We start from the raw sequence: 22,179 nt of genomic DNA on the forward strand, positions 1-22,179 counted from the left end.
CGGCTCCGGCTCAGTGCAGCCGCTGGGCTCAGCGCAGCCGCAGCGCCAGATCCTCGGCCAGCAGCACGAAGACGTCGGTGGTCTGGTCGATGAGTTCGTCGCGGGTCATGGCGAGGTCGCCCTCGACCCAGCTGGCCAGGATCTGCACCAGCCCGCCGACCAGATAGGTGGCGCGGAAGGCGATGGCCGGGTCGGGGTCGGCCTCGGTGAGGCCGTAGAAGTCGATGCCCTCGGTGGCGACCAGATTCGCGAAGGTGCGGATGGTTCGCAGGGTGCGGGAGCGCAACTCCGGGGTGGCCGCGCTGACCAGCAGGGCCACCCGGGTCTTGCGCGGATCATCGGCGAGCACGCCGATTCCGGCGGATACGGCGGCATGGGCCTTGCCGCGGGTGTTGTCGGGAGCGGTGATCAGCGCGCGCAGCACCGCCGCCGCCAATTCCTCGGCGATGCCGTCGAACAGCGCGGTGAGCACGGCGTCGCGGCTGTCGAAGTGCTCGTAGTAGTAGCGCTCGTTGAGTCCGGCGCGGGCGCACAGCCCGGCGACGGTGAGCCGGTCCAGACCGTCGGTGCCGAGGATGTCCAGGGCCGCGTCGAGCAGGGCGGCTCGGCGTCCCGCGCGCCGTTGTTCCGCGGAGACGCCACCGTAGGTTCGCTGCCCGGTCACGAATCGATTCTGGCACGGTCGCGTTTTTGGCAGGACTCCTTGCCAGAATTGTGATTCTGGGGGATGCTCTTGCCAGATAGATGTGCGTCACCCGACTGGAGGCAACGATGCCTGCACACGAGCCCGGTTACTTCTCCGACGATTCGATGATTCGCCGCGTCATGCGCAAACGGGCGGTGGGTCTGACCTACGGCCAGCGCGCGCTGGTGATCGGCGCGGTCAATCCGCTGCTGTATGTCGGGACGGCCGAGAACACCCAGCACCGCACCACCCCCTACACCCGGCTCGCCCTGACCGGCCGCCTGTTCGAGGCCGTCTTCCTGGGCAGCAAGGCCGAGGCCGACCGGGCGCTGGCCTTCACCCGCAAACGGCACGCACCGGTGAGCGGCGCACTGCCGGAGGCCGCGGGGGACAAGCATCCGGCCGGGTCCCGCTACTCCGCGCGCGACCCGCACCTGATGTACATGACCATGGCCTTCACCTTCGATTCCGCCGAGGCCATGCACGATCTGCTGGTCCGCCGCCTGACCGGTGCCGAGCGCGAGGGCCTCTACCAGGACTATGTGCGCTGGGGCGAGTTGTTCGGCATGCCGCGCTCGGCCGCCCCCGCCACCTACCGGGAATTCCGTCGTTCCTTCGACGCCTACCTGGCTTCCGATGAGCTGTTCCTCACCGATGAGGCCAAACTGGTCGGCTCCTATCTCATGGGGCAGCGGGTCGCCTATCCGCTGCCCATGCCGTTCCAGTCCGCCGCGTCGGGATTCTCGCTGCTCGTGCAGGGCAGCCTGCCGCCGCGCATCCGCGAGATGTTCGAGGTGAAGTGGGGCCTGGCCGAGGAGGTCGCCTTCCGCGGCCTGGCCCGGGCCGTCCGCACCGCCCACATCGCACCGCCGCTGGTGCCCGCCCCGTTGCGCGGCCCGCTCGCCGGACCCAGCCATCCGCTCTATCGCCTGCTCACCCGCCGGGAACAGCAGTTGGTGAACTCCGGTCGGCCCAGTATGCCGGGGGTCGATCCGCGTCCGCTGGCGGCGCGGCTCGGGGCCTGACGGGCGGCGCGGGCGGCCCCGCGCGCCGCGGCGGGGTGGGCCGGAATTCCGGTGGACACGGCATGGGAAGATCGGGGCATGTCCAGTCCTGCACCCACCCCCGATCGCAAGCAGCGGGTCCTGTCCGGGATCCAGCCGACCAGCGGGTCCTTCCACCTCGGCAACTACCTTGGCGCGGTGCAGTATTGGGTGGGCATGCAGGAGGATTACGACGCCTTCTACTTCATCCCGGATATGCACGCCATCACGGTGACGCAGGATCCCAAACAGCTGCGCGAGCGCACCAAGATCTCGGCCGCCCAGCTGCTCGCCGTGGGCGTCGACCCCAAGAAGTCGACGCTGTTCGTGCAGTCGCACGTGCCCGAGCACGCCGAACTGACCTGGGTGCTCAACTGCATCACCGGGTTCGGCGAGGCCGGCCGGATGACCCAGTTCAAGGACAAGTCGGCCAAGCAGGGCGCGGACAACGCGACCGTGGGTCTGTTCACCTACCCGGTGCTCATGGCCGCCGACATCCTGCTCTACCGCGCGCATCAGGTGCCGGTCGGCGAGGATCAGCGCCAGCACCTGGAACTCACCCGAAATCTGGCGCAGCGCTTCAATACCCGGTTCAAGAAGACCTTCGTGGTGCCCGAGGCGCATATCGTGTCCGGCACCGCCAAGATCTACGACCTGCAGGATCCGACCTCGAAGATGAGCAAGTCGGCCGCCAGCGATTCGGGGCTGATCAACCTGCTCGACGCCCCCAAGGTCTCGGCCAAGAAGATCCGCTCGGCCGTCACCGACACCGAACGCGAGATCCGCTACGACCCCGAGCACAAGCCCGGCGTCTCGAACCTGCTCGCCATTCTCAGCGCGCTCACCGAGACCCCGATCGTCACCCTCGAGCAGGATTACTCCGGCAAGGGATACGGCGATCTCAAGGCCGATACCGCCGACGCGCTGATCGAATTTGTCACCCCCTTCCAGGCGAAGGTGGGAGAGTATATGGCTGACCAGGGCGAACTCGATCGCGTCCTCGCCGCGGGCGCGGAGCGGGCGCGTGAGGTCGCCGGCAAGACCCTCGCGCAGGTGTACGACCGGGTCGGCTTCCTGGCTCGACCGAACTGATTCGGCCGAGTCGGCGCAGTACCGATATCCGCCGCGCCCGCGTGGGGCCGTGGCGGAGGTGAACGGTGTTCGACAAGGTCAAGGCGTGGATCGAGCGTGCGATCCAGGCTCGCCCGTGGCTGGATCACATGGTGCGCGCGGGCGGCCGCTATCAGCGTCAGCGCGGCGACTACTACGCGGCGGGCATTACGTATTTCACCGTGCTGTCGTTGTTCCCGCTGCTCATGGTGGGTTTCGCGGTGGCCGGCTTCATTCTGGCCAGTAATCCGGAACTGCTCACCGAGATGCAGCAGAAGATCGTCGAGAACATCCCGGGTTCGGCGGGGGAACAGCTCAACGACGTCGTCGATCAGGCCGTCGACTCCCGCGCCGGGGTCGGCGTCATCGGTCTGGCGACGGGCCTCTACTCCGGCCTGGGGTGGGTGGCGAATCTGCGCGCGGCGCTCACCGAGCAATGGGATCAGAAGGCCGAGGAGCGGAACTGGTTCGTGACCAAGGGTTCGGATCTGCTCGCGCTCATCGGCCTCGGCCTGGCCTCGGTGGTGTCCCTGGGCCTGTCCGTCCTGGCGGGCAGCGGACTCGCGGGCGAACTGCTCGAACGCGTGGGTCTCGACCACGTTCCGGGCGCGACCGCCGTGCTGACCGTGCTGTCGCTGCTGCTGGCGGTGCTGGCCACCTGGGCGCTGTTCGTCTGGATCATCGCCCGCATGCCCAGGCACGCGGTGACCCTGCGCAGTGCGGCCCGCGCGGCGCTCATGGCGGCCATCGCCTTCGAAATCTTCAAGCAGTTGGCCACTTTCATTCTCAAGCGGGTGGCGACCAGCCCGGCCGGGGTCGCCTTCGGTCCGATCATCGGCTTGTTGGTGTTCAGCTACATCACCGCGCGCATCATCCTGTTCGCCACCGCATGGGCCGCCACCGCCTCGGAGAACGAAGTCCCGGCCGACATTCCGGTGCCGGGTCCGGCGGTCATCGAACCGCGGACGAGCGGACCGGGGCTCACGGCCGGAGCGGGCGCGGCCCTCTTCGGCGCGGGAGCCCTTGCGGCAGGGTTGCTTTCGACGCTGCGTCGCCGACGATGAAGCGCCCGGACCGGCCGCTTCAGTAGCGTCGGCGGCTGATGCGGCGGGCGACGGCCAGCAGCACGAGCACCAGGATGGTGCCCCCGACCATGAGGGTGACCCGCAACTCGTCGTGTGCACGGCCGCGCGGCGAGATCGCTCCGGCGTCGCTCAGCGGCGGACTCGCCACGGCCACCGCGGAATCCGTGCTCTCGCCGCTGTCGGAATCGGCATCCAGCGAGCCGACGGCCGCCGCCTCCGGCAGCGCGAAACCGTAGTCCAGCAGTCGGGCCGCCTGCTCCCATGGCCGCAGCGGGCGCACCTCGGCCCGCAACAGCGTCACCACCAGTCGGCGGCCGCCCCGTTCGGCGGCGGCCACGAACGTCTGCCTGGCGTCGTCGGTGAATCCGGTCTTGCCGCCCAGCGCGCCCTCGTAGTTGAAGAGCAGGTGGTTGTCGTTGCCGATGGCGAAGCCGGGGTGGTCCTCGTCGCCGGGGACCAGCGGATTGGCCGGGAAGCCCGGAAAGTCCACCTGTTCGGTGCGAATGAGCTCGGCGAACAGCGGGATCTCCATGGCGTCGCGGAACAGCACCGCCAGGTCGTAGGCCGAGGTGCTCATGCCCGGACCGTCCAGGCCGGACGGGGTGGCGGCACGGGTGTCCAAGGCGCGCAGCTGTTTCGCGCGCTCGTTCATCTTCGCCACCGCCGCCGCGTCGCCGCCGAGCTGGGCGGCGATGGCGTGGGCGGCGTCATTGCCCGAGGCCATGATGAGCGCCTGGAACAGCTGCCGATTGGTGTAGCGGCCCCCGGGCCCGATGCCGACCCGGGTGCCCTCCATATTCGCGTCCTCCTGGGTGCCGGTCACCACCTCGTCGAGATCGAGGGTGCGCAGCGCCACGGCCGCCAGCAGCACCTTGATGGTGGAGGCGGGCCGGTAGCGGCCGTGTGGATCCTTGGCGGCGAGCACCGCGCCGGTATCGAGGTCCGATACCACCCACGCGGTGGCGGAGATGTCCTCCGGCACCGCCGGCGCATCCGTCGGCAGCACCAGGCCGCAGCCGCCGAGTTCGTCGCCGCCCACGGGTTTCGCCGGAATCGGCAGCGGGGTGGGCGTGGGCTGGCCCGGGGCGGGCACCTCCGAGGTGTCGATCGGCGGTGGCGGCTGCGTCTTGTTCGGGCAGGAGTCGGTATTGGGGGTGGTGAACGGCGCCGTGGTGGTCGGCTCGGTGGTGGGCGGTTGCGCGGTGGCGGGACCGACCGCCGACAGTGCCGTGATCCCGGCCGCGAGCAGGGCTGCCGTGCGGATCGAGATCCGGGTGGCGCGAATGCCCCGGTGGCCGTCCGAGCGGCGCCGGGGCGAATCGGCTGCGAGGTCGTCGGGCGCGGGCCCGCGGCGAATACTCATCGTGGATGAGCTTAAAGGGCGCTGATCCGTGGCTCGGCGGATGTCCCGTGCGGTCGCGCGACGCGATCGCGGGGATCGTGCACACGGTTTCCGGCGCGTCGCCGACCGCGCGGAGGCCGACGACGCTCGAAGATCTCCCCCCGGAGTAGTCGCCGAGACCGGGTGACGAGCCCGTGATTCGGCAAAGCGGTCGTAACCGCTTGGGGGAGAATGCTATTCGGAGGCCTTCTGTACGGGGCAGCCGTGCGCCAGCGGACCGAGCAGCTTGTTGTTGTCGTAGAAGTGCTCGAGTTCGAGAATGCGCAGATCCTCGCTGACCTTGGCGATGGTGATGCCGGTCATCTCGATGAGTTCGCCGGTGGGCTCGTGGCCCTGGTACGCACCGGTGTAGCGGCCCCAGTGCCGCCACTTGAAGGTGACGGTGGGCGGGCCCGCCAGCACCTCGAGCACCTCCCAGAAGAAGCCGCCCGGGAAGGCGGTGTGGAAGATGTGGTGCGAGGATTCGAAGTCCTCGCCCGCCGGGTAGTAGGGGTTGTCGCCGATCAGGATGTTGTAGCTGCCGATGCGGGCGAACTCCTCGGCGTTCTGCCAGGGGCCGCCGTTGACCCGGCCGCGGTAGTGCTCGGCGACCAGGGAGACCCAGGTGGCCGGGTCCTTCTTGTGTGACACCTCCATCTCGAAGACCTTCACCAGCTCCTCGACGATGGCCTCGAGCGAACCGGGGGCGTGGTCGGTGGTGCGCTCCTTCGGCATCACCTCCTTGCTCAGGTGGTAGTCCGGAGCCTCCGCGCGCCAATCCTCCGCTGCCGCAGCGGCGATCACCGCATCGCGGCCCTGGAGGTGGAGTGGGGTCTCGGTGGCATCGGATTCTGTTGTATCAACCGTCATTTCGCGCCTTTGTGTCCAGACCCGATGTGGGTCAGTCGATCTCATTTCGGACCGGTTGAACCTAACAGTGAACCCGGGCGGCGTCGCGTCGAACGCGGATGACGCGAGAACAATTGACAGTGGTGGCCGCGCTCATGCTGCCCGCCGGTGCGCTCGGCGACCGCTACGGCCGCCGGAGGTTCCTGCTCGGCGCCTTGCTGCTGTTCGGCGCCGCGTCGGTGGCGTGCGCCTTCGCGGCCACCTCCGGCCAACTCATCGCGGCCCGTGTCGCCCTCGGCATCGGCGCGGCGGCCATGATGCCGCTGTCCCTGGCGGTCCTGCCCGGCCTGTTCCCGGACCCCGACGAGCGGCAGCGTGCCCTCACCATCTGGATCACCGCCACCGCCGTCGGGCTGCCGCTCGGCCCCATCGTGGGCGGCTGGCTGCTCCAGCACTTCTGGTGGGGATCGGTGTTCCTGATCAATGTGCCGCTGGTGATCGTGGGCGCGATCGCGGTGCCGCAGCTGCTGCCGGAATCGCGCGGAGACAGCGCGTTTCGCATGGACCTGCCCGGCGTGGCGCTGTCGGTGCTCGGCATGCTCGGTCTCACCTACGGTTTCATCCGCTGCGGCGACCGGGGCTGGGGCGACGGCATCGCCTGGGGCTGCATCGCCGCCGGGGTGGCGCTGCTGGCGGTGTTCGCGCTGTGGCAGCGGCGGACCACGCATCCGCTGATCGATCCGGAACTGTTCCGGGCGCGCGGATTCCGTTGGGGCACCGTGTACATGGTCCTGGTGCAATTCGCCATGTTCGGACTGTTCTTCACCATGCCGCAGTACTTCCAGGCGGTACTGGACGCCGACGCGCTCGGCAGCGGGCTGCGACTGCTGCCGCTCATCGCGGGCCTGCTCATCGGCACCCGGGTCACCGACAGGCTGTTGCCCGCGGCCGGACCGCGAGTGGTGCTCACCTCCGGGTTCGCGCTGCTCGCCGCGGGGCTCGCTCTGGGTGGACTCATCACCGTGGACAGCGGCTATGCCGTCGCGGCCGCATCCCTGACCGTGCTCGGCATCGGCATGGGCCTCGTCATGCCCGCCGCCATGGGGCTGGCCATCGACGATCTCTCGGCCGAGCGCACCGGATCCGGTTCCGCGCTGCTGCAGGCGTTGCGTCAGGCGGGCGGCACCATCGGCGTCGCCGTGCTCGGCACGGTGCTGTCCACCGCCTACCGCGCCGGACTCGGCGAACTGGACCGCGCGCCGATCAGCGACAGCGTGAATTCCGGTGTGGCGGTGGCGCATCAGCTCGGCGACGGCGCGCTGCACACGGTGCGGACCGCCTTCGTCGGCGGTATGAGCACCATGCTGTGGGTGTGCGCGGCGATCTGCCTGGCCGCGGCCGGGCTCGCGGCGCTGACCATCGGATCGCGAGCCGAAGGTGAGTCGCCCGCGCCCGATACGGGACAATCACTGCATGCCGGTTGAGTCGAAGCCCGAGACCCGCCGAGCCGCCGAGCGGTCCGGCGGGTCGCTGCGCGAGCGGAAGAAGGAGCGCACCCGCCGGGCCATTCGCGTCGAGGCCTTCCGACTGTTCCGCGAGCAGGGCTACGCCGCGACCACCGTGGAGCAGATCGCCGAGGCGGCCGAGGTGTCGCCCAGTACGTTCTTCCGCTACTTCCCGTCCAAGGAGCAGGTGGTGCTCATGGACGACCTGGACCCGATCGTCGTCGCGAAGTACCGGGAACAGCCGCGGGAACTGCCCGCCCTGGAAGCGCTGAAGCGGACCATGCTGGAGTCCATCGGCTCGCTCGAGCCGAGCCAGTTCGAATTCGAGCGGGAGCGCGCGGCGCTGGTGCGCAGCGTCCCGGAACTGCGCGGCGCGCTGGCCCGGGAGATGGACCGCAATGTCGACATGATCGCGCGGATGGTCGCCGAGCGGGTCGGCCGGGACACCGACGACGTCGAGGTACGCGCCCTGGCCGGGGCATTCATCGGGGCCGCGGAGGCGGTGCTGATGGACCCCGACCGCGATCCGTTCGATCTGGCGGCGGTCGCCGGGATCATCGACTTCCTGTCGGCCGGGATGCCACTCTGAGCGGCGACTCGTCGTCCATCTCGGCGAAGAATCCGCCCACCACGTCCTCGATCTCGGCCACGGACTCCGCGCAGTACAGAATCGGCTGATAGTGCGTGATGTCGTAGCTGACGGTGCCCATCTCGGCGATGTCCAGCGGTCGCAGCTCGGCCGCGCGGAACTCCTCGATCTCACCGTATGAGGACAGCAATCCCGCTCCGTAACAACGGACTTCGCCTTCCTCGCGGACCACGCCGAACTCCATGGAGAACCAGAAGACATCGGCCAGGAACTTCAGCGCGGCATCGGTCTCCAACCGGGCCACCGCCGCGCCCACCTCGGAGTAGATGGCGGCGAAGCGCGAGCTGGCCAATTGATTGGCGTGGCCCAGGATTTCGTGTACCGCATCCGGTTCCGGGGTGTACAGCGGCGCGCTGTGATGGCGAATGTACTGGGTGGAGTGGAAGATCCGGTCCGCGAAGGAACCGAAGAACTCCCGTAGCGGCACCAGCCCGGCGGCGGGCACGTAGCGGAACCCGGTGAGCGGGGTCAGCGCCGCGGACACCTCGTCGAGTTGGGGGATGTGGTCGGCGGGCAGCGCCAGACGCTCGGCGGCCGCCCGCACCTCCGCACAGGCGTAGCGACGGCGTTTGCGGGCCAATTCGGCGGAGACGATCCGCCAGACCTCCTGTTCCTCGGCGGTGTAGTCGACGTGGGGCACCGGCTCCCCGGGGCGATACGACAGTGCGAGGGCGGCAATGGCATTGCGGCGGGCCCGATACTCCGGATCGTGCACGCCGGGATGCTCGTCGCTCAGATGCACCGTCACATCACCGTCGGCGCCCGTGGTCACCGGCGAGTACAGCTGAGCTTCGGTGAACATGCTTCCAGGCAAGCACCAGCCGGGCCGTACGACAACAAAAGCCGTCCCAGCTGAACAGATTGCCTAGCTGACCAGAGCGCTCGGCCGGTTGTACCGGTATTCACTCCAGCACCGGTGGGCACTTCGCGCACGACCCACAACTCGGCCCGAGCGGCGAGGTGGGGCGAGCATGTCCGACGGCTCACCCTGCCGACGCCACCACCGGTCGACGCCGGGCGCACCGTTGGGACCTGCCGCGGTGAGTGGTTCCGGCGTGAGCCGCCCAATGCGCGAAGGCCGCCCGCGTCGAGTGATGCGGGCGGCCTTCGTATCCCACGTCGTATCCCCGGCTGTGCCGGGACTCGGCGGGCGGAGAACTCAGCGGGCGAACAGCAGTGCGCGCTTGACTTCCTGGATGGCCTTGGTGACCTCGATGCCGCGGGGGCAGGCGTCGGTGCAGTTGAAGGTGGTGCGGCAGCGCCAGACGCCCTCGACGTCGTTGAGGATGTCCAGGCGCTCGCGGGCGCCCTCGTCACGGCTGTCGAAGATGAAGCGGTGGGCGTTCACGATCGCGGCCGGGCCGAAGTAGCTGCCGTCGCTCCAGTACACGGGGCAGGAGGTGGTGCAGCAGGCGCACAGGATGCACTTGGTGGTGTCGTCGAAGCGGGCGCGGTCGTGCTGGGACTGGATGCGCTCGCGGGTCGGCTCGTTGCCCGAGGTGATCAGGTACGGCTTGACCGCCTTGAAGGCGTCGAAGAACGGCTCCATGTCGACCACGAGGTCCTTCTCCACGGGCAGGCCGCGGATGGGCTCGACGGTGACGGTGATGTCCTTGCCGTTCTTCGGCAGCATGTCCTTCATGAGGATCTTGCACGCCAGCCGGTTCACACCGTTGATGCGCATGGCGTCGGATCCGCAGACGCCGTGCGCGCAGGAGCGGCGGAAGGTGAGCGTGCCGTCCAGGTAGGACTTGATGTAGATCAGCACGTTCAGGAACCGGTCGGTCGGCAGCACCGGCACCTGGAAGGAATCCCAGTGCTGGCCCTGGCCGTCCTCCGGATTGAACCGGGCGATCTTGACCGTGATGATCGTCGAGCCCTCGGGGACCGGAGCCGCCTTCTGCGGCGTTTCAGCGACAGCAGTCATCAGTACTTACGCTCCATCGGCTCGTAACGGGTCTGCACCACCGGCTTGTAGTCCAGCCGGATATCGGAGATGAGCTCCGGCCCGGTCTTGTAGGCCATGGTGTGGCGCATGTAGTTGGTGTCGTCGCGATCCGGGTAGTCGTCGCGGGCGTGGCCGCCGCGCGACTCCTTGCGGTTGAGCGCGCCGACCACGGTGACCTCGGCCAGCTCCAGCAGGAAGCCGAGCTCGACCGCCTCCAGCAGGTCGCTGTTGTAGCGCTTGCCCTTGTCCTGCACGGTGATCCGCGCGTACCGCTCCTTGAGCGCGTGGATATCGGTGAGCGCCTGCTTGAGAGTGTCCTCGGTGCGGAACACGGCGGCGTTCATATCCATCGTGTACTGCAGCTCGGTGCGGATGTCGGCCACCCGCTCGTTGCCGTGGTCGGACAGGATGAGCGCCAGCCAGTCCTGCACCATCTGCGCCGGGTTCTCCGGCATCTCCACGAACTCGCTGCGCTGCGCGTACTCGGCGGCGGCGATACCGGCGCGGCGGCCGAACACGTTGATGTCGAGCAGCGAGTTGGTGCCCAGGCGGTTCGAGCCGTGCACCGACACGCACGCACACTCGCCCGCGGCGTACAGGCCGGGGACGATGTCGGTGTTGTTGCGCAGCACCTCACCGCGGATGCGGGTCGGGATGCCACCCATCACGTAGTGACAGGTCGGCATGACCGGCACCGGCTCCTTCACCGGGTCCACGCCCAGGTAGGTGCGGGAGAACTCGGTGATGTCGGGCAGCTTCTCCTCGAGCACCTCCTCGCCGAGGTGGGTCACGTCGATGTAGACGTAGTCCTTGTTCGGTCCAGCGCCGCGGCCCTCGAGCACCTCGAGCACCATGGAGCGCGCCACGATGTCACGCGGCGCCAGGTCCTTGATGGTGGGGGCGTAGCGCTCCATGAAGCGCTCGCCGGAGGCGTTGCGCAGGATGCCGCCCTCACCGCGGACGGCCTCCGAGATCAGGATGCCCAGGCCCGCCAGGCCCGTCGGATGGAACTGGTGGAATTCCATGTCCTCGAGCGGCAGACCCTTGCGGAACACGATCGCCATGCCGTCGCCGGTCAGCGTGTGCGCGTTCGAGGTGGTCTTGTACATGCGGCCGGAGCCGCCGGTGGCGAACACGATCGACTTGGCGTGGAACACGTGCAGATCGCCGGTCGCCAGCTCGTAGGCCACCACACCGGTGGCCACCGGGCCGCGCTCGCCGTCGGTGAGGATCAGGTCCAGCACGTAGAACTCGTTGAAGAACTCCACGTCGTGCTTGACGCAGTTCTGGTACAGCGTCTGCAGGATCATGTGGCCGGTGCGGTCGGCGGCGTAGCAGGCGCGGCGGACCGGGGCCTTGCCGTGGTCGCGGGTGTGGCCGCCGAAGCGCCGCTGGTCGATCTTGCCTTCCGGCGTGCGGTTGAACGGCAGGCCCATCTTCTCCAGGTCGAGCACGGCGTCGATGGCCTCCTTGGCCATGATCTCCGCGGCGTCCTGGTCGACCAGGTAGTCACCACCCTTGACGGTGTCGAAGGTGTGCCACTCCCAGTTGTCTTCCTCCACGTTCGCCAGCGCGGCGCACATGCCGCCCTGCGCCGCGCCCGTATGCGAGCGGGTCGGGTAGAGCTTGGTCAGTACGGCGGTGCGGACGCGAGGACCGGCCTCGATCGCCGCACGCATGCCAGCGCCACCGGCACCGACGATGATGACGTCGTAACGGTGCTCCTGAACAGGGCGAGATTCACCAGCACTGTTGATTCGTTCGCTGCGCTCACTCATGCGAGGTGGCCTGTTCCTAACTGATGTTGGGGTCGAAGGTGAAGATGACGTAGGTGCCCACGCCCATGACCAGGATCATCGAGACGACCAGCAGGGTCTTCAGCCAGAAGCGGGTGGAGTCCTTGCGGGCGTAGTCGTCGATGACGGTGCGCAGGCCGTTGCCACCGTGCAGCTGGGCCAGCCACAGCATGCTGAGGTCCCAGATCTGCCAGAACGGGGAGGCCCAGCGACCCGCCACGAAGGCGAAGTTCAGGCGCTTCACGCCGCCGTCGATCATCAGCATGATGAACATGTGGCCGATCACCAGGACGATCAGCAGCAGGCCGGAGAAGCGCATGAAGATCCACGCGTACTTCTCGAAGTTGTTGCCGGAGGTGCGGCGCGGCGCGCGGGGCGCGTCCAGGCTGGCGGGGCGGTCGTAGGACTTGCCGAGAACAGGTGCAGTCATGTCAGTGCTCCGTCAGCAGGTAGAAGAACTGGCGGCCGATGCCCGCCCCGGCGAGGAGGATCCAGAGGGTCAGCACGATCCAGAGCATCTGCCGCTGGTAGCGCGGGCCCTTCTCCCAGAAGTCGACCAGGATGACCCGCACGCCGTTGAGCGCGTGGAACAGCACGCACACGACCAGGCCCATCTCCAGCAGCGCGACGATGGGGGTCTTGTACGTCTCGATCGTCTGGTCGTAGGTGTCCGGGCTGACCCGTACCAGGGCGGTGTCCAGGACGTGGACGAACAGGAAGAAGAAGATCGTGACACCGGTGATGCGGTGCAAAGCCCAGGACCACATGCCGGGGTCGCCTCGGTACAGGGTCCGCTTCGGTTTGGCCGGAGCTTCTAGCGTGGTCATAGAGTGCGGTGCCTCCAACGTCGTTGATGGACCCGGTCAGATCCCTCGCGGAGCCGCGTAGGCTTACTTGATAACACCAGCTCACAGCCGGAATCGTTATCCCGGTTGCGGTGGTCCGGTCCGCTGCCGGGTACCTGAACCGATCTGTCGTGAACTCTAATCCCACGGGTTTGGGGGAACTAATTCGGCGTGCCGCTCGTTGCCGCCGAATTGCCTGAGTTAGGTTTGCCTTTCCTGATTTGCAAGGCCGGTTGTCAAGGTTGTTAAAGCGCTACCGTCGTGCCCATGCGAGGAAGGTTCGATATGCCGGAAGTGGATTGGGATGTCTTGCGCCGCAAGGCATTTGAAGTAATGTCCAATGCCTATGCGCCCTACTCCCGATTCCCGGTCGGGGCGGCGGCTCTCACCGTAGACCGACGTATTGTGAGTGGCTGCAATGTGGAGAATATCTCATACGGTCTAGGCCTCTGCGCCGAATGTGTACTGGTCGGTAACTTGATTTCGGGCGGCGGCGGAAGGCTGGCCGCGGTGTCGGTCTGCGACTCACGCGGGGCGATCCTGATGCCGTGCGGCCGGTGTCGGCAGATCCTGTTCGAGCACGGCGGCAACGGGCTGTCGGTCGACCATCGCGACGGGCCCGTCGCGCTGCGCGCGCTGCTGCCCGACGCCTTCGGACCGGACGATCTCGCCGCCGGGCAACGCTAGCGTCCGATCGGCAGGCGGGCTCGTGGTCGATCCATCGGCCGGGCGGCGGTGGCCATCGCTCCGATGTCCGGCCCGTCGCGGTGCTGGCATGGCGGGACGGTGGGTGGCGCTACAGGCGGTGCGCGGTGCGGCAAGGGGTGCGCGAAGGCACTCGCCTGGGCGCGGATCGGCTGAGCGGCCATAGGATCGACCCATGCAGAGCGCGGTGGGGGTCATCACGACCAAGCGGGACGGCGGGGAGCTCAGCGACGCCCAGATCGACTGGGTGATCGACGCGTTCACTCGGGGCGAGGTGGCCGACGAGCAGATGGCGGCGCTGGCCATGGCCGTGGTGTGGCGGGGGATGACCCGCCGGGAGACCGCGCGGTGGACCGCCGCCATGATCGGCTCCGGGCAGCGCATGGACTTCACCGACCTGCCGCGCCCGACCGTGGACAAGCACTCGACCGGCGGGGTGGGGGACAAGATCACGTTGCCGCTGGCCCCGCTCGTCGCCGCCTGCGGCGCGTCCGTGCCGCAGCTGTCCGGCCGCGGGCTCGGCCACACCGGCGGGACCTTGGACAAGCTCGAGTCCGTCCGGGGCTGGCGGGCCGATCTGCCGGTGGCCCGGATGCGGGAGATCCTCGCCGATCCGAAGATCGGTGCGGTGGTGTGCGCGGCGGGCGCGGATCTGGCACCCGCCGACAAACGGCTCTACGCCCTGCGCGATGTCACGGGCACGGTCGAATCGATTCCGCTCATCGCCAGCTCGATCATGAGCAAGAAGATCGCCGAGGGCACCGGCGCGCTGGTGCTCGACGTGAAGGTGGGCCGCGGCGCGTTCATGAAGGAATTCGCGGACGCCCGCGAACTGGCAACGGCCATGGTCGAACTCGGCACCGACGCGGGCGTGCGGACGGTGGCGCTGCTCACCGATATGAACACGCCGCTGGGCCGCACCGCGGGCAATGCGCTCGAGGTGGCCGAATCGCTGGAAGTCCTGTCCGGCGGCGGCCCGGCGGATGTGGTGGAACTCACCCTCGCGCTGGCGCGGGAGATGCTGGCGCAGGCCGGAATCCACGACGTCGACCCCGCGGACGCGTTGGCCGACGGGCGCGCCATGGACCACTGGCGGGCGATGATCACCGCCCAGGGCGGCGATCCGGACGCCGCACTGCCCCGCGCCGCGCACACCGAAACCGTGTCGGCCCCCTCGACCGGAGTTCTCACCCGCCTGGACGCCCTCGATATCGGCCTGGCCGCCTGGCGGCTGGGCGCGGGCCGCGCCCGCCAGGGCGATCCGGTGCAATTCGGCGCGGGCATCGAAATGCACGCCAAGCCGGGCGATCCGGTCACCGCGGGTCAACCCCTGCTCACCCTGCACACCGACACCCAGGCCGCCATCCCCGTCGCCCTCGACGACCTCCGCGACGCCTACACCATCGGCACCCCCGCCGAATTCACCCCCACACCACTGGTTCTCGATCGAATCGAACCTTGATCCGGCCCCCGTCGTATGTCGAATCGAGCGGCGGAGACCGCGGCTGAGACATCGATATCGACCTACGCACAGGAGGCGTGATGCACAGAACACATTTTCGGCGGGTGAGCCTGTCCACCGCGTTGGCCGCCGCGGCGGTGGGCGCGACCCTGGCGCTGTCCGCCCCCGCCGCGGCGGGAATCGACGACAACCCCGACAGCGACTCCACCGAGACCACCCAGTCGGAGGATCGCCACCCCTTCTACGTCAACTGCACCCAGGTGCGGCGCGAGACCGACGGCCTGCTCCTGCGCGGCGAGCCAGGCTACCGCCGCGCCCTGGACAGGGACAACGACGGCATCGCCTGCAACTGACGCCGGGGTGACCCGGGAGCAACGTGCGGGCAACAACACACCACAGTGCGGATGGCCGTACCGCGACTACCCCTGACGCCGCACGTTTTCCCGACTAACGTGGGTACATGACTGGACCGACGCCCCTTACCCTTGCTTCGATCCGCCAAGCGCCCAAGGCCGTGTTGCACGATCATCTCGACGGCGGGTTGCGTCCCGCGACCGTGCTCGAGCTGGCGCGCGACTGCGGCTACGACCAGCTACCGGCACACGACGCCGAAACCCTCGGGCGCTGGTTCCGAGACGCCGCCGACAGCGGATCGCTCGAACGCTATCTGGAGACCTTCGCCCACACCGTGGCCGTCATGCAGACCCCGGACGGGCTGCGGCGAGTGGCCCGCGAATGCGCGCTCGACCTCGCCGCCGACGGCGTCGTCTACGCCGAGGTGCGGTTCGCGCCCGAACAGCACCTCGAGGCCGGGCTGTCGCTGGACGAGGTGGTGCAGCACACCCTCGAGGGCTTCCGCGAAGGTGAGGCACTGGCCGCCGAGGAGGGCCAGCCCATCCGCGTCACCTGTCTGCTGACCGCCATGCGGCACGCGGCTCGCTCGCGGGAGATCGCGGAGCTGTCCGTGCGCTGGCGCGACCGCGGCGTCTGCGGCTTCGACATCGCGGGGGCCGAGGCCGGGTACCCGCCCACCCGGCACCTGGACGCCTTCGAGTACCTGCGAGCCAACCACGCGCACTTCACGATTCACGCGGGTGAGGCGTTCGGGCTGCCCTCCATCCACGAGGCGCTGGCCTTCTGCGGCTGCGACCGGCTCGGCCACGGGGTGCGCATCACCGACGACATCGTCGACTCGGCGGACGGCCCGCGGCTCGGACTGGTCGCGAACTACGTGCGAGACATGCGGATCCCGCTCGAACTGTGCCCGTCCTCGAATGTGCAGACCGGTGCGGTGCCGTCGCTGGAGAAGCATCCCTTCGACCTGCTGGCCCGGCTGCGCTTCCGCGTCACCGTGAACACCGACAACCGCCTCATGAGCGACACCACCATGAGCCGCGAGATGCTCAAGCTGGTGGAAACCTTCGACTACGGCTGGAGTGATCTGGAACGGTTCACCATCAACGCCATGAAGTCCGCGTTCATCCCGTTCCCCGACCGCCTCCGGATCATCGACGAGGTGATCAAACCCGGCTACGCGGTGCTGCTGGGCTGAGCCGCTCGCCAGGACGCCGGCCGCACGGAACCCGCCGCCGCGCCACCGGTTCGGCGGCGGGGTACCGGTATCCCACCACACCGCGGCGCGCCCAACTTCGTTACCGTGGCGAACTATGAAGACTGTGCGCATCCCGAGCCGCTTCAACGGCCCGCCCGGCTCCGGCAACGGCGGCTATGTGGCGGGCCTGCTGGCCGACCAGCACGACGCCCCCACCGTGCGGGTCATCCTGCGCAGTCCGCCGCCGCTGGAGGTGGATCTGCGCGTCGCGGACGGCGATCTGTTCAATGGCGACACCCTGGTCGCGCAGTCGACCCCCGGTGACTTCACCCGACCCGCGCCCGCTCCGGTGCCGCTCGCGGCGGCGTCCGACGCCAGCGGCGGATACCGGAGCAACGACCTGTTCGGCCACTGTTTCGTCTGCGGCAGCCTGCGCTCCGACGGTCTGCGTATCGAACCCGGCCCGGTCGCCGACGGCGTCGTGGCCGCCCCCTGGACCCCCGACGGCACCGTCCCCATCGGCGCGCCGCTGCTCTGGGCCGCCATGGACTGCCCCGGCGCGTGGTCCGTCCCCGGAATGTTCGACCGTCCGGCGGTTCTCGGCTCCATGACCGCCGCGGTCACCGCCCGGCCCGAACCGGGGGAGCAGTGCGTCGTGATCGGAGCCTTCCACAGCGAGGAGGGCCGCAAGGCCCACACCTCCACCGCCCTCTACGGCTCCGACGCCCGCCTGCTGGGCCGCTCCGAACAGATCTGGATCCGCCTCAACGCCGCCTGACGCCGCCCGCACACGCGACCGTGCCCGCCTTCCACGACCTCGGGAAGGCGGGCACGGTCGGTGAGACCTGCTGCCGCTCAGCCCTTGTGCACGCTGAGGCGGCCCTCGAAGCCCTGCTCCAGCGTCCGCCACGCCTCCGCCTCGGCGGCGAAGGGCGGGTTCGGCGCCAGCCGGGTCGGGTCCGGGTTGAGCAGGTAGGACACGTACCAGCCCAGCGGGGTGGACACCGCCAGCGCCGTCTCCACCGCGTCGTCGTCGGCGTAGTCGGCGGCGTCGGTGAACAATTCGACCGCCAGGTCGAGCTGGTCCACATCCACGGCCTTCGGGCCCTCGGCGAGGTCGTCGGCCAGTCCGGGCAGCACGTAGACGTTCTCGTCGGTCACCTCGACCTCGAGCGAGCCGTCAACGGCGGCGGTCTGCACCTCGCCGTAGGTGCTCACCTGCGCCAGATCGTGGTCGTGCTCGTCGGCCAGATAGCGGGCCAGCGCGCGCTCGGACGGGAAGACGGTGATGGTGCCGTCGGTGCCGAGGAAGACCGGCTCGTCGTCGAGGTAGCAGCGCAGCGTGAAGTAGGTCCCCTCGGAGGTGACGATCTTGACCGGGTCGATGCCGACCTCGTGCCAGAACGACTCGTCCTCGTCGTCGTCCTCGTCGAGGTCGACCGGCTCGATGTCCTCGTCGGTCTCGGCCGCGTCCTCGGCGTCGACGATATTCTCCTCCGCCGCAAGCAGTTCGGCCTCCGCGACCGCGACCGCGTCGGCGTCCACCTCCGGCGTCTTCACCACCGAGTCGACGGCGTCGAGCACGGAGTCCCAGTCCTTGGCGATGGCCGCGCCGATCTGGTCCCAGAGCTCGAGTCCCTCCTGGCCGGTGAAGGCGCTCACCCCGGCGGGCAGCGCGCCCAGCACCGGATGCGAGCCGAAGAACTTGGTGATCACGTCGAGTTCGCAGACCTCGCCGATATTGCGCACCATGTCGAGGGTTTCCTCGAGTTCGGCGACGACCTCCGGATCCGGATCGCCCGCCGCCAGCTCGAGCACGCCGACGAGGTCGAAGACGTACTGCTCCTCGGGCTCCAGTTCCGCCGCCGACAGCCCGGCGATGATCTTCCACGCCGGGTGGTCGACCAGGTCGTTGTCGGAGTCGGTGCGAATGAACGCGGCCAGCTCCGCGACCGAATCGAATCCGTAGAGGACGTCCTCGTGACCGAGGAACGCCTCCCACTCGTCGTCACCGTCCCGCCAACGCGGCGCCCACAGGGTGACGAGGTCGCCATTTGTCAGACCGAGCTCGATCGGGACGATGTCTCCAGAAGCCATGACCGGAAGCCTAGCCAGTGGTGGCGTCAGGCACTATCCGGGTTCCCCGCAACATTTCCCGGCGTGAAGGACTCGTTCAGCCTGGCAACGATCCGGGACCGCTGCGCACCCGCCTCCGCGGCCGCTCGGCCGCATGCCCAGAGGATCGATTGCGCGACCTCCGCCGGGGGCCGGGAGACCACCGATTCGGCCAGCCAGAGGCCGGTGAGCGCGCCGTCGCCGTCCACCTCGGCGGTGACCGAACCGTCCTCGGCGGCGAACCTGCCGCGCACCCGCTTCAGGTCGTAGAGCGCCGCCTCGAGCGCTTCCAGCTGGTTGGCGACCCCGGTGACCAGGGCGTCCATTTCGGCGCTCATACCGGCTTCACCCAGCTGGTCCGGCCGGTGTCGGCGTCGTCGAGGCGGTCGAGCTCCTCGACCGCGGCCCGGCGGGTGGGCAGGCCCAGCCGGTCGAGCGCGTCGTCAGGCAGGCCCGCCTCCGCCAGGAGTTCGCGCCGCCGCGCCTTGGCCGCGATGGCGGACCGCTTGGTCAGGCGCAGGATTTCATCGGCGAGAGCCTGTGCGCCGTAACGGTATTCACCGCGCTCGAAGGAGATCTCCACCGGCATCCCCTGGTCGGTGGCGCGCACCGTCACCGTCCCCGCGCGATTGGAACTGCTCGCCGTGGTCACCGGCGGAACCTGCGGTTCGCTCATGCCGTGGCCTTTCGCGTGCGAGCGGGTATCCGTGGGGCGTTGGCGGGGTGACGTGCGGCCCGTCCGGCTCCCGTCGGTGCGCTCGCCCGGCAGCCTGCCGTTCGGCTCGCCCGGACTCCGCGCGGTCTGCTGCGCGCCTGACCACTCATGCTGTCGCCTCCACGGTCGAGTGTGCTCCTGCTGCTGTTCCCGGCTCGTTCGTCACGCTGCGCTCGGTCGTCCGCCCCGGCTGCTGCCTCCGACGCTCGCCCGGTCAGGTGGTCGGGCGGTAGAACCCGAGGAACCGCATCCCGCTGTTCTCGGTGCGGATCGGGCCCACCTGGACCGGGTCGCCCGCCTCCACCAGTTGGCCGTTGCCGATCACCATGGCCACGTGCCCGTCCCACACCACCAGATCGCCCGGCAGCAACTCTCCCGGACCCACACGCATATGCCCATCGCCCTGGTGCTGGGCCAGGCGCGGCAGCGGTACGCCCGCCTCCGCGTAGGCCCACTGCGTCAGTCCGCTGCAATCCAGGCCGACGCCGGGCGTGGTGCCGCCCCAGACATACGGGGTGCCGACCGCGCCGAGCGCATTGCGCACCGCATCCGCCGCCTGCTGGTTGGGCGCCTCCACGGTACTGCCGTCGGGCAGGGTGAGCTTCACCCCCTGCCCGGTCGAGCTGGGTTCGGTGTGATCCTCGGACAGCGCGGCCGGGCCGACGGCGCTCATCGCGGCCGGGACGGTGCGCGCGGAGTCGGCGAGTCGCGATCCGGTGTCGAGCGGACCGGCTCCCGAACCGACCGGACCGTCCGACGGCTGGGCGGGGCCGAGTGCGGCGGCCGGGGTCGTCGCGCTCGGACCGGCCGTGCCCGCCGGCGCGGTCACGCTGGCCTCCGCCTCGACCGGCAGGGGAGTGGGTATCGGCTCGGCCAGGTCGCGCAATGCCGCCGTCTCGTCCTCGAGGTCCACCCGCACCCGCCCCACCACCGCCAGCGCCCGCCCCAGATGCTCGATGGCGGCCGCCACGATCAGCCCGATGCCCGGCGGTGTCGCCGCCGCCGGTCCGAGCGCGGTCACGCTCGTGCCGAACGACCGCAGAATCTCCTCCAGTTCGCGTTCTCCCGCGGCCACCTCCCCGGACGCGCGTTCCACCACATCGGCCACGGCCCGGCCGCGGTCGGCCGATTCCGCCACCGCCGTCTGCACCCGCAGCCCGGTGCCCAGCGCGGCGTCCCCGGCCTCGCCCCGCCACGCTTCGGCCAGCTGGTCGACGCCGACCCGCCCCGAGCCGAGTAGCCCGTCGAGCTCATCCGACAGCCGCCGCAACGCCTCCACCGCCGCCGCCACCTGGGCCGCGTCTCCGAGACTCGCCCGCAATTCGACGATCGGCCGCGCCAACGCTCCGATGTCGACCTCGCTCACCGCGCACCCCCGCCCGCGTCACCCAACCACCCCCGCCGACCCGAGCATCCACCCCACCGCCCCGCCCGCACCCGACACCCGGTCGGCCCGGCCGGGTGTCGCGACCACCGCGCACACACCTTCTCCCCGCGCGCACGCCCGGCACCCCGCCCGGTGTTCATGCGACCACCCCCGACACGCTCGGCCGCGAGGCTTCCGCACTGGTGTGGATGTGGCCGGTACCGCGCTCGTCGCTCATGCGCTCATCTCCCCGGTGGTCGGGTGGAGCCCCGCGGCACGGGCGCTGTCCAGGGCGGTGTAGGTGGTGGCCGAGCCGGTGGCGGTGCCCGCCATGGTGGTCAGGACGGTGGCGAGGGCGGCGATGGTGGTGAGGTGGGTGGTGTGTGCCGCGGTGTAGGCGGCGAGGAAGTCGGGGGCCAGCAGGCCGAAGCGGGGAGCGAGTAGGGGCGGGCCGGCGGGGGTGGCCCGGGTGGCGGCGGCGGTGAGGTCGGCCGCCCGGAGGTGGGTGGCGGTGGCGTAGGTCGACATACCGGTCGGGTCGACGGTGAGGTCGTACATCCGAATCCCCCAATCACGGTGGCCGCCGGGCAGCGGGGAGGCGTCGGGGCGTCTCGGCGGGCTGCCGTCGGCGGAGTGGTTCGTTCACGGGATTGGACGCGGCCGGACCCGGACCGGTTCCGGTCGGCGCGGAAATGCCCAGGCCGTCGGCGTGGCGCGCGGGAACTCGCCGTATCCTCTTCGTACATGCGCACCCAGATCGTCGATCACCCGCTCGCGGCCGCACTGCTCACCACCATGCGCGACGCCCGCACTACCAATCCGACATTCCGGGCAGCGCTGCGTGATCTCACCGCGCTGCTGGTCTACGAGGCCATGCGGGAAGCGCCGGTGGAGACCTTCCCCATCACCACCCCGGTCGCCGCCGCCGAGGGCACCCGGCTGGCCGCGCCGCCGCTGCTGGTCCCGGTGCTGCGCGCGGGGCTGGGCATGGTCGAGACCGCCGAGAACCTGATCCCGGACGCCCGCATCGGTTTCGTCGGCCTGGCGCGCGACGAGAAGACCCACCAGCCGACGCCCTACATGGAATCCCTGCCCGACGATCTGTCCCGAACCCCGGTCATCGTGCTGGACCCCATGCTCGCCACCGGCGGCTCCATGGTCTACACCCTGGACCTGCTGGCCACCCGCAATGCCCGCGACATCACCGTGCTGAGCGTGGTCGCCGCGCCCGAAGGCATTGCCGCCCTGGAGAAGTCGGGCCATGCCATCCACCTGGTCACCGCCTCGGTGGACCGCGGCCTCAACTCGGAAGCCTTCATCGTCCCCGGCCTCGGCGACGCCGGCGACCGCCAATTCGGCCCGCGCTGA

Annotated in this window: 24 protein-coding genes; 11 read left to right on the top strand and 13 right to left on the bottom strand. The window is 69.5% G+C overall.

Annotation, left to right across the window (positions count from 1 at the left end; all coding sequences use genetic code 11):
- Positions 1-28: 28 nt before the first annotated feature.
- Positions 29-664, bottom strand: a complete 636-nt coding sequence (locus tag QMO76_RS07725) for a TetR/AcrR family transcriptional regulator (RefSeq protein ID WP_306360488.1) — start codon at positions 662-664, stop codon at positions 29-31.
- A 107-nt stretch (positions 665-771) separates the two neighbouring features.
- Between QMO76_RS07725 and QMO76_RS07730 the strand changes: the two genes are divergently transcribed.
- The 3 genes from QMO76_RS07730 (at position 772) to yhjD (ending at position 3,902) form a co-directional block, all read left to right on the top strand.
- Positions 772-1,710: an oxygenase MpaB family protein gene (locus QMO76_RS07730; RefSeq protein ID WP_306360489.1), complete on the top strand. Its 939-nt coding sequence runs from the start codon at positions 772-774 to the stop codon at positions 1,708-1,710.
- A gap of 78 nt (positions 1,711-1,788) precedes the next feature.
- Positions 1,789-2,820 (top strand): tryptophan--tRNA ligase, encoded by a 1,032-nt coding sequence (trpS, locus tag QMO76_RS07735; protein ID WP_306360490.1) that lies wholly within the window; start codon positions 1,789-1,791, stop codon positions 2,818-2,820.
- Between the two features lie 65 nt (positions 2,821-2,885).
- Positions 2,886-3,902, top strand: coding sequence for an inner membrane protein YhjD (gene yhjD, locus QMO76_RS07740; protein ID WP_306360491.1), 1,017 nt, complete (start codon positions 2,886-2,888; stop codon positions 3,900-3,902).
- A 19-nt stretch (positions 3,903-3,921) separates the two neighbouring features.
- Here the strand turns inward: yhjD and QMO76_RS07745 are convergent, their stop codons facing one another.
- Positions 3,922-5,286, bottom strand: a complete 1,365-nt coding sequence (locus QMO76_RS07745; protein ID WP_306360492.1) for a D-alanyl-D-alanine carboxypeptidase family protein — start codon at positions 5,284-5,286, stop codon at positions 3,922-3,924.
- Positions 5,287-5,499: 213 nt separating this feature from the next.
- Positions 5,500-6,174, bottom strand: a complete 675-nt coding sequence (locus tag QMO76_RS07750) for an ester cyclase (protein WP_306360493.1) — start codon at positions 6,172-6,174, stop codon at positions 5,500-5,502.
- A gap of 98 nt (positions 6,175-6,272) precedes the next feature.
- Between QMO76_RS07750 and QMO76_RS07755 the strand changes: the two genes are divergently transcribed.
- Together QMO76_RS07755 and QMO76_RS07760 are read left to right on the top strand one after the other, a co-directional pair.
- Entirely contained in the window at positions 6,273-7,637 is a 1,365-nt protein-coding gene (locus QMO76_RS07755) for an MFS transporter (RefSeq protein WP_306360494.1), read from the top strand.
- On the top strand, positions 7,627-8,247 hold the full coding sequence (locus tag QMO76_RS07760) for a TetR family transcriptional regulator (protein ID WP_306360495.1): 621 nt from the start codon (positions 7,627-7,629) through the stop codon (positions 8,245-8,247). The genes QMO76_RS07755 and QMO76_RS07760 overlap by 11 nt, the downstream gene beginning before the upstream one ends.
- Here the strand turns inward: QMO76_RS07760 and QMO76_RS07765 are convergent.
- From QMO76_RS07765 to sdhC, 5 genes are all read right to left on the bottom strand, one after another.
- Positions 8,213-9,109 carry a phenylalanine 4-monooxygenase gene (locus QMO76_RS07765; RefSeq protein ID WP_306360496.1) on the bottom strand — a complete coding sequence of 299 codons (897 nt, stop codon included), beginning with the start codon at positions 9,107-9,109 and terminating at the stop codon, positions 8,213-8,215. The genes QMO76_RS07760 and QMO76_RS07765 overlap by 35 nt on opposite strands.
- 357 nt (positions 9,110-9,466) lie before the next feature.
- On the bottom strand, positions 9,467-10,234 hold the full coding sequence (locus tag QMO76_RS07770; protein ID WP_029925565.1) for a succinate dehydrogenase iron-sulfur subunit: 768 nt from the start codon (positions 10,232-10,234) through the stop codon (positions 9,467-9,469).
- Positions 10,234-12,033, bottom strand: coding sequence for a succinate dehydrogenase flavoprotein subunit (sdhA, locus tag QMO76_RS07775; RefSeq protein WP_306360497.1), 1,800 nt, complete (start codon positions 12,031-12,033; stop codon positions 10,234-10,236). Before sdhA ends, QMO76_RS07770 begins: the two co-directional genes overlap by 1 nt.
- A gap of 16 nt (positions 12,034-12,049) precedes the next feature.
- A complete protein-coding gene (locus tag QMO76_RS07780; protein WP_306360498.1) occupies positions 12,050-12,481 on the bottom strand; it encodes a succinate dehydrogenase hydrophobic membrane anchor subunit in 432 nt (143 codons plus the stop codon).
- Position 12,482: 1 nt separating this feature from the next.
- Positions 12,483-12,878, bottom strand: a complete 396-nt coding sequence (sdhC, locus tag QMO76_RS07785) for a succinate dehydrogenase, cytochrome b556 subunit (RefSeq protein ID WP_306360499.1) — start codon at positions 12,876-12,878, stop codon at positions 12,483-12,485.
- Between the two features lie 303 nt (positions 12,879-13,181).
- Between sdhC and QMO76_RS07790 the strand changes: the two genes are divergently transcribed.
- The 5 genes from QMO76_RS07790 (at position 13,182) to QMO76_RS07810 (ending at position 17,393) form a co-directional block, all read left to right on the top strand.
- Positions 13,182-13,583, top strand: a complete 402-nt coding sequence (locus tag QMO76_RS07790; protein ID WP_306360500.1) for a cytidine deaminase — start codon at positions 13,182-13,184, stop codon at positions 13,581-13,583.
- Between the two features lie 193 nt (positions 13,584-13,776).
- Positions 13,777-15,063: a thymidine phosphorylase gene (locus QMO76_RS07795; protein ID WP_306360501.1), complete on the top strand. Its 1,287-nt coding sequence runs from the start codon at positions 13,777-13,779 to the stop codon at positions 15,061-15,063.
- Positions 15,064-15,143: 80 nt separating this feature from the next.
- Complete coding sequence (locus tag QMO76_RS07800; RefSeq protein ID WP_306360502.1) at positions 15,144-15,416, top strand: excalibur calcium-binding domain-containing protein; 273 nt, start codon at positions 15,144-15,146, stop codon at positions 15,414-15,416.
- Positions 15,417-15,523: 107 nt separating this feature from the next.
- Complete coding sequence (locus QMO76_RS07805) at positions 15,524-16,615, top strand: adenosine deaminase (protein WP_306360503.1); 1,092 nt, start codon at positions 15,524-15,526, stop codon at positions 16,613-16,615.
- A gap of 115 nt (positions 16,616-16,730) precedes the next feature.
- Entirely contained in the window at positions 16,731-17,393 is a 663-nt protein-coding gene (locus tag QMO76_RS07810; RefSeq protein ID WP_306360504.1) for a hypothetical protein, read from the top strand.
- A gap of 77 nt (positions 17,394-17,470) precedes the next feature.
- On the opposite strand, the gene QMO76_RS07815 is transcribed toward QMO76_RS07810, so the two are convergent.
- The 5 genes from QMO76_RS07815 to QMO76_RS07835 form a co-directional block, all read right to left on the bottom strand.
- Positions 17,471-18,712 (bottom strand): primosomal protein, encoded by a 1,242-nt coding sequence (locus QMO76_RS07815; RefSeq protein ID WP_306360505.1) that lies wholly within the window; start codon positions 18,710-18,712, stop codon positions 17,471-17,473.
- 26 nt (positions 18,713-18,738) lie between these two features.
- Positions 18,739-19,068: a YbaB/EbfC family nucleoid-associated protein gene (locus QMO76_RS07820; protein ID WP_306360506.1), complete on the bottom strand. Its 330-nt coding sequence runs from the start codon at positions 19,066-19,068 to the stop codon at positions 18,739-18,741.
- Positions 19,065-19,406: a hypothetical protein gene (locus tag QMO76_RS07825; RefSeq protein WP_306360507.1), complete on the bottom strand. Its 342-nt coding sequence runs from the start codon at positions 19,404-19,406 to the stop codon at positions 19,065-19,067. Before QMO76_RS07825 ends, QMO76_RS07820 begins: the two co-directional genes overlap by 4 nt.
- A gap of 253 nt (positions 19,407-19,659) precedes the next feature.
- A complete protein-coding gene (locus QMO76_RS07830; RefSeq protein ID WP_306360508.1) occupies positions 19,660-20,811 on the bottom strand; it encodes an NlpC/P60 family protein in 1,152 nt (383 codons plus the stop codon).
- Between the two features lie 234 nt (positions 20,812-21,045).
- Entirely contained in the window at positions 21,046-21,369 is a 324-nt protein-coding gene (locus QMO76_RS07835) for a type VII secretion target (RefSeq protein WP_306360509.1), read from the bottom strand.
- A 186-nt stretch (positions 21,370-21,555) separates the two neighbouring features.
- Here QMO76_RS07835 and upp point away from each other — a divergent pair, with 186 nt between their 5' ends.
- Positions 21,556-22,179, top strand: a complete 624-nt coding sequence (gene upp / locus QMO76_RS07840; protein ID WP_306360510.1) for a uracil phosphoribosyltransferase — start codon at positions 21,556-21,558, stop codon at positions 22,177-22,179.

This window comes from Nocardia sp. CC227C, assembly GCF_030767025.1.
Taxonomy (GTDB): Bacteria; Actinomycetota; Actinomycetes; order Mycobacteriales; family Mycobacteriaceae; genus Nocardia.

What these genes read in the sequence shown, in the direction of transcription:
- QMO76_RS07795 (WP_306360501.1), top strand. Translation starts at nt 13,777, where the DNA reads ATGCAGAGCGCGGTGGGGGTCATCACGACCAAGCGGGACGGCGGGGAG.
- sdhC (WP_306360499.1), bottom strand. Translation starts at nt 12,878, where the DNA reads ATGACCACGCTAGAAGCTCCGGCCAAACCGAAGCGGACCCTGTACCGA.
- sdhA (WP_306360497.1), bottom strand. Translation starts at nt 12,033, where the DNA reads ATGAGTGAGCGCAGCGAACGAATCAACAGTGCTGGTGAATCTCGCCCT.
- trpS (WP_306360490.1), top strand. Translation starts at nt 1,789, where the DNA reads ATGTCCAGTCCTGCACCCACCCCCGATCGCAAGCAGCGGGTCCTGTCC.
- QMO76_RS07730 (WP_306360489.1), top strand. Translation starts at nt 772, where the DNA reads ATGCCTGCACACGAGCCCGGTTACTTCTCCGACGATTCGATGATTCGC.
- QMO76_RS07780 (WP_306360498.1), bottom strand. Translation starts at nt 12,481, where the DNA reads ATGACTGCACCTGTTCTCGGCAAGTCCTACGACCGCCCCGCCAGCCTG.
- upp (WP_306360510.1), top strand. Translation starts at nt 21,556, where the DNA reads ATGCGCACCCAGATCGTCGATCACCCGCTCGCGGCCGCACTGCTCACC.
- QMO76_RS07805 (WP_306360503.1), top strand. Translation starts at nt 15,524, where the DNA reads ATGACTGGACCGACGCCCCTTACCCTTGCTTCGATCCGCCAAGCGCCC.
- QMO76_RS07820 (WP_306360506.1), bottom strand. Translation starts at nt 19,068, where the DNA reads ATGAGCGCCGAAATGGACGCCCTGGTCACCGGGGTCGCCAACCAGCTG.
- QMO76_RS07755 (WP_306360494.1), top strand. Translation starts at nt 6,273, where the DNA reads ATGACGCGAGAACAATTGACAGTGGTGGCCGCGCTCATGCTGCCCGCC.
- QMO76_RS07815 (WP_306360505.1), bottom strand. Translation starts at nt 18,712, where the DNA reads ATGGCTTCTGGAGACATCGTCCCGATCGAGCTCGGTCTGACAAATGGC.
- QMO76_RS07810 (WP_306360504.1), top strand. Translation starts at nt 16,731, where the DNA reads ATGAAGACTGTGCGCATCCCGAGCCGCTTCAACGGCCCGCCCGGCTCC.
- QMO76_RS07750 (WP_306360493.1), bottom strand. Translation starts at nt 6,174, where the DNA reads ATGACGGTTGATACAACAGAATCCGATGCCACCGAGACCCCACTCCAC.
- QMO76_RS07770 (WP_029925565.1), bottom strand. Translation starts at nt 10,234, where the DNA reads ATGACTGCTGTCGCTGAAACGCCGCAGAAGGCGGCTCCGGTCCCCGAG.
- QMO76_RS07825 (WP_306360507.1), bottom strand. Translation starts at nt 19,406, where the DNA reads ATGAGCGAACCGCAGGTTCCGCCGGTGACCACGGCGAGCAGTTCCAAT.
- QMO76_RS07790 (WP_306360500.1), top strand. Translation starts at nt 13,182, where the DNA reads ATGCCGGAAGTGGATTGGGATGTCTTGCGCCGCAAGGCATTTGAAGTA.
- QMO76_RS07800 (WP_306360502.1), top strand. Translation starts at nt 15,144, where the DNA reads ATGCACAGAACACATTTTCGGCGGGTGAGCCTGTCCACCGCGTTGGCC.
- QMO76_RS07835 (WP_306360509.1), bottom strand. Translation starts at nt 21,369, where the DNA reads ATGTACGACCTCACCGTCGACCCGACCGGTATGTCGACCTACGCCACC.
- QMO76_RS07765 (WP_306360496.1), bottom strand. Translation starts at nt 9,109, where the DNA reads ATGTTCACCGAAGCTCAGCTGTACTCGCCGGTGACCACGGGCGCCGAC.
- QMO76_RS07760 (WP_306360495.1), top strand. Translation starts at nt 7,627, where the DNA reads ATGCCGGTTGAGTCGAAGCCCGAGACCCGCCGAGCCGCCGAGCGGTCC.
- QMO76_RS07745 (WP_306360492.1), bottom strand. Translation starts at nt 5,286, where the DNA reads ATGAGTATTCGCCGCGGGCCCGCGCCCGACGACCTCGCAGCCGATTCG.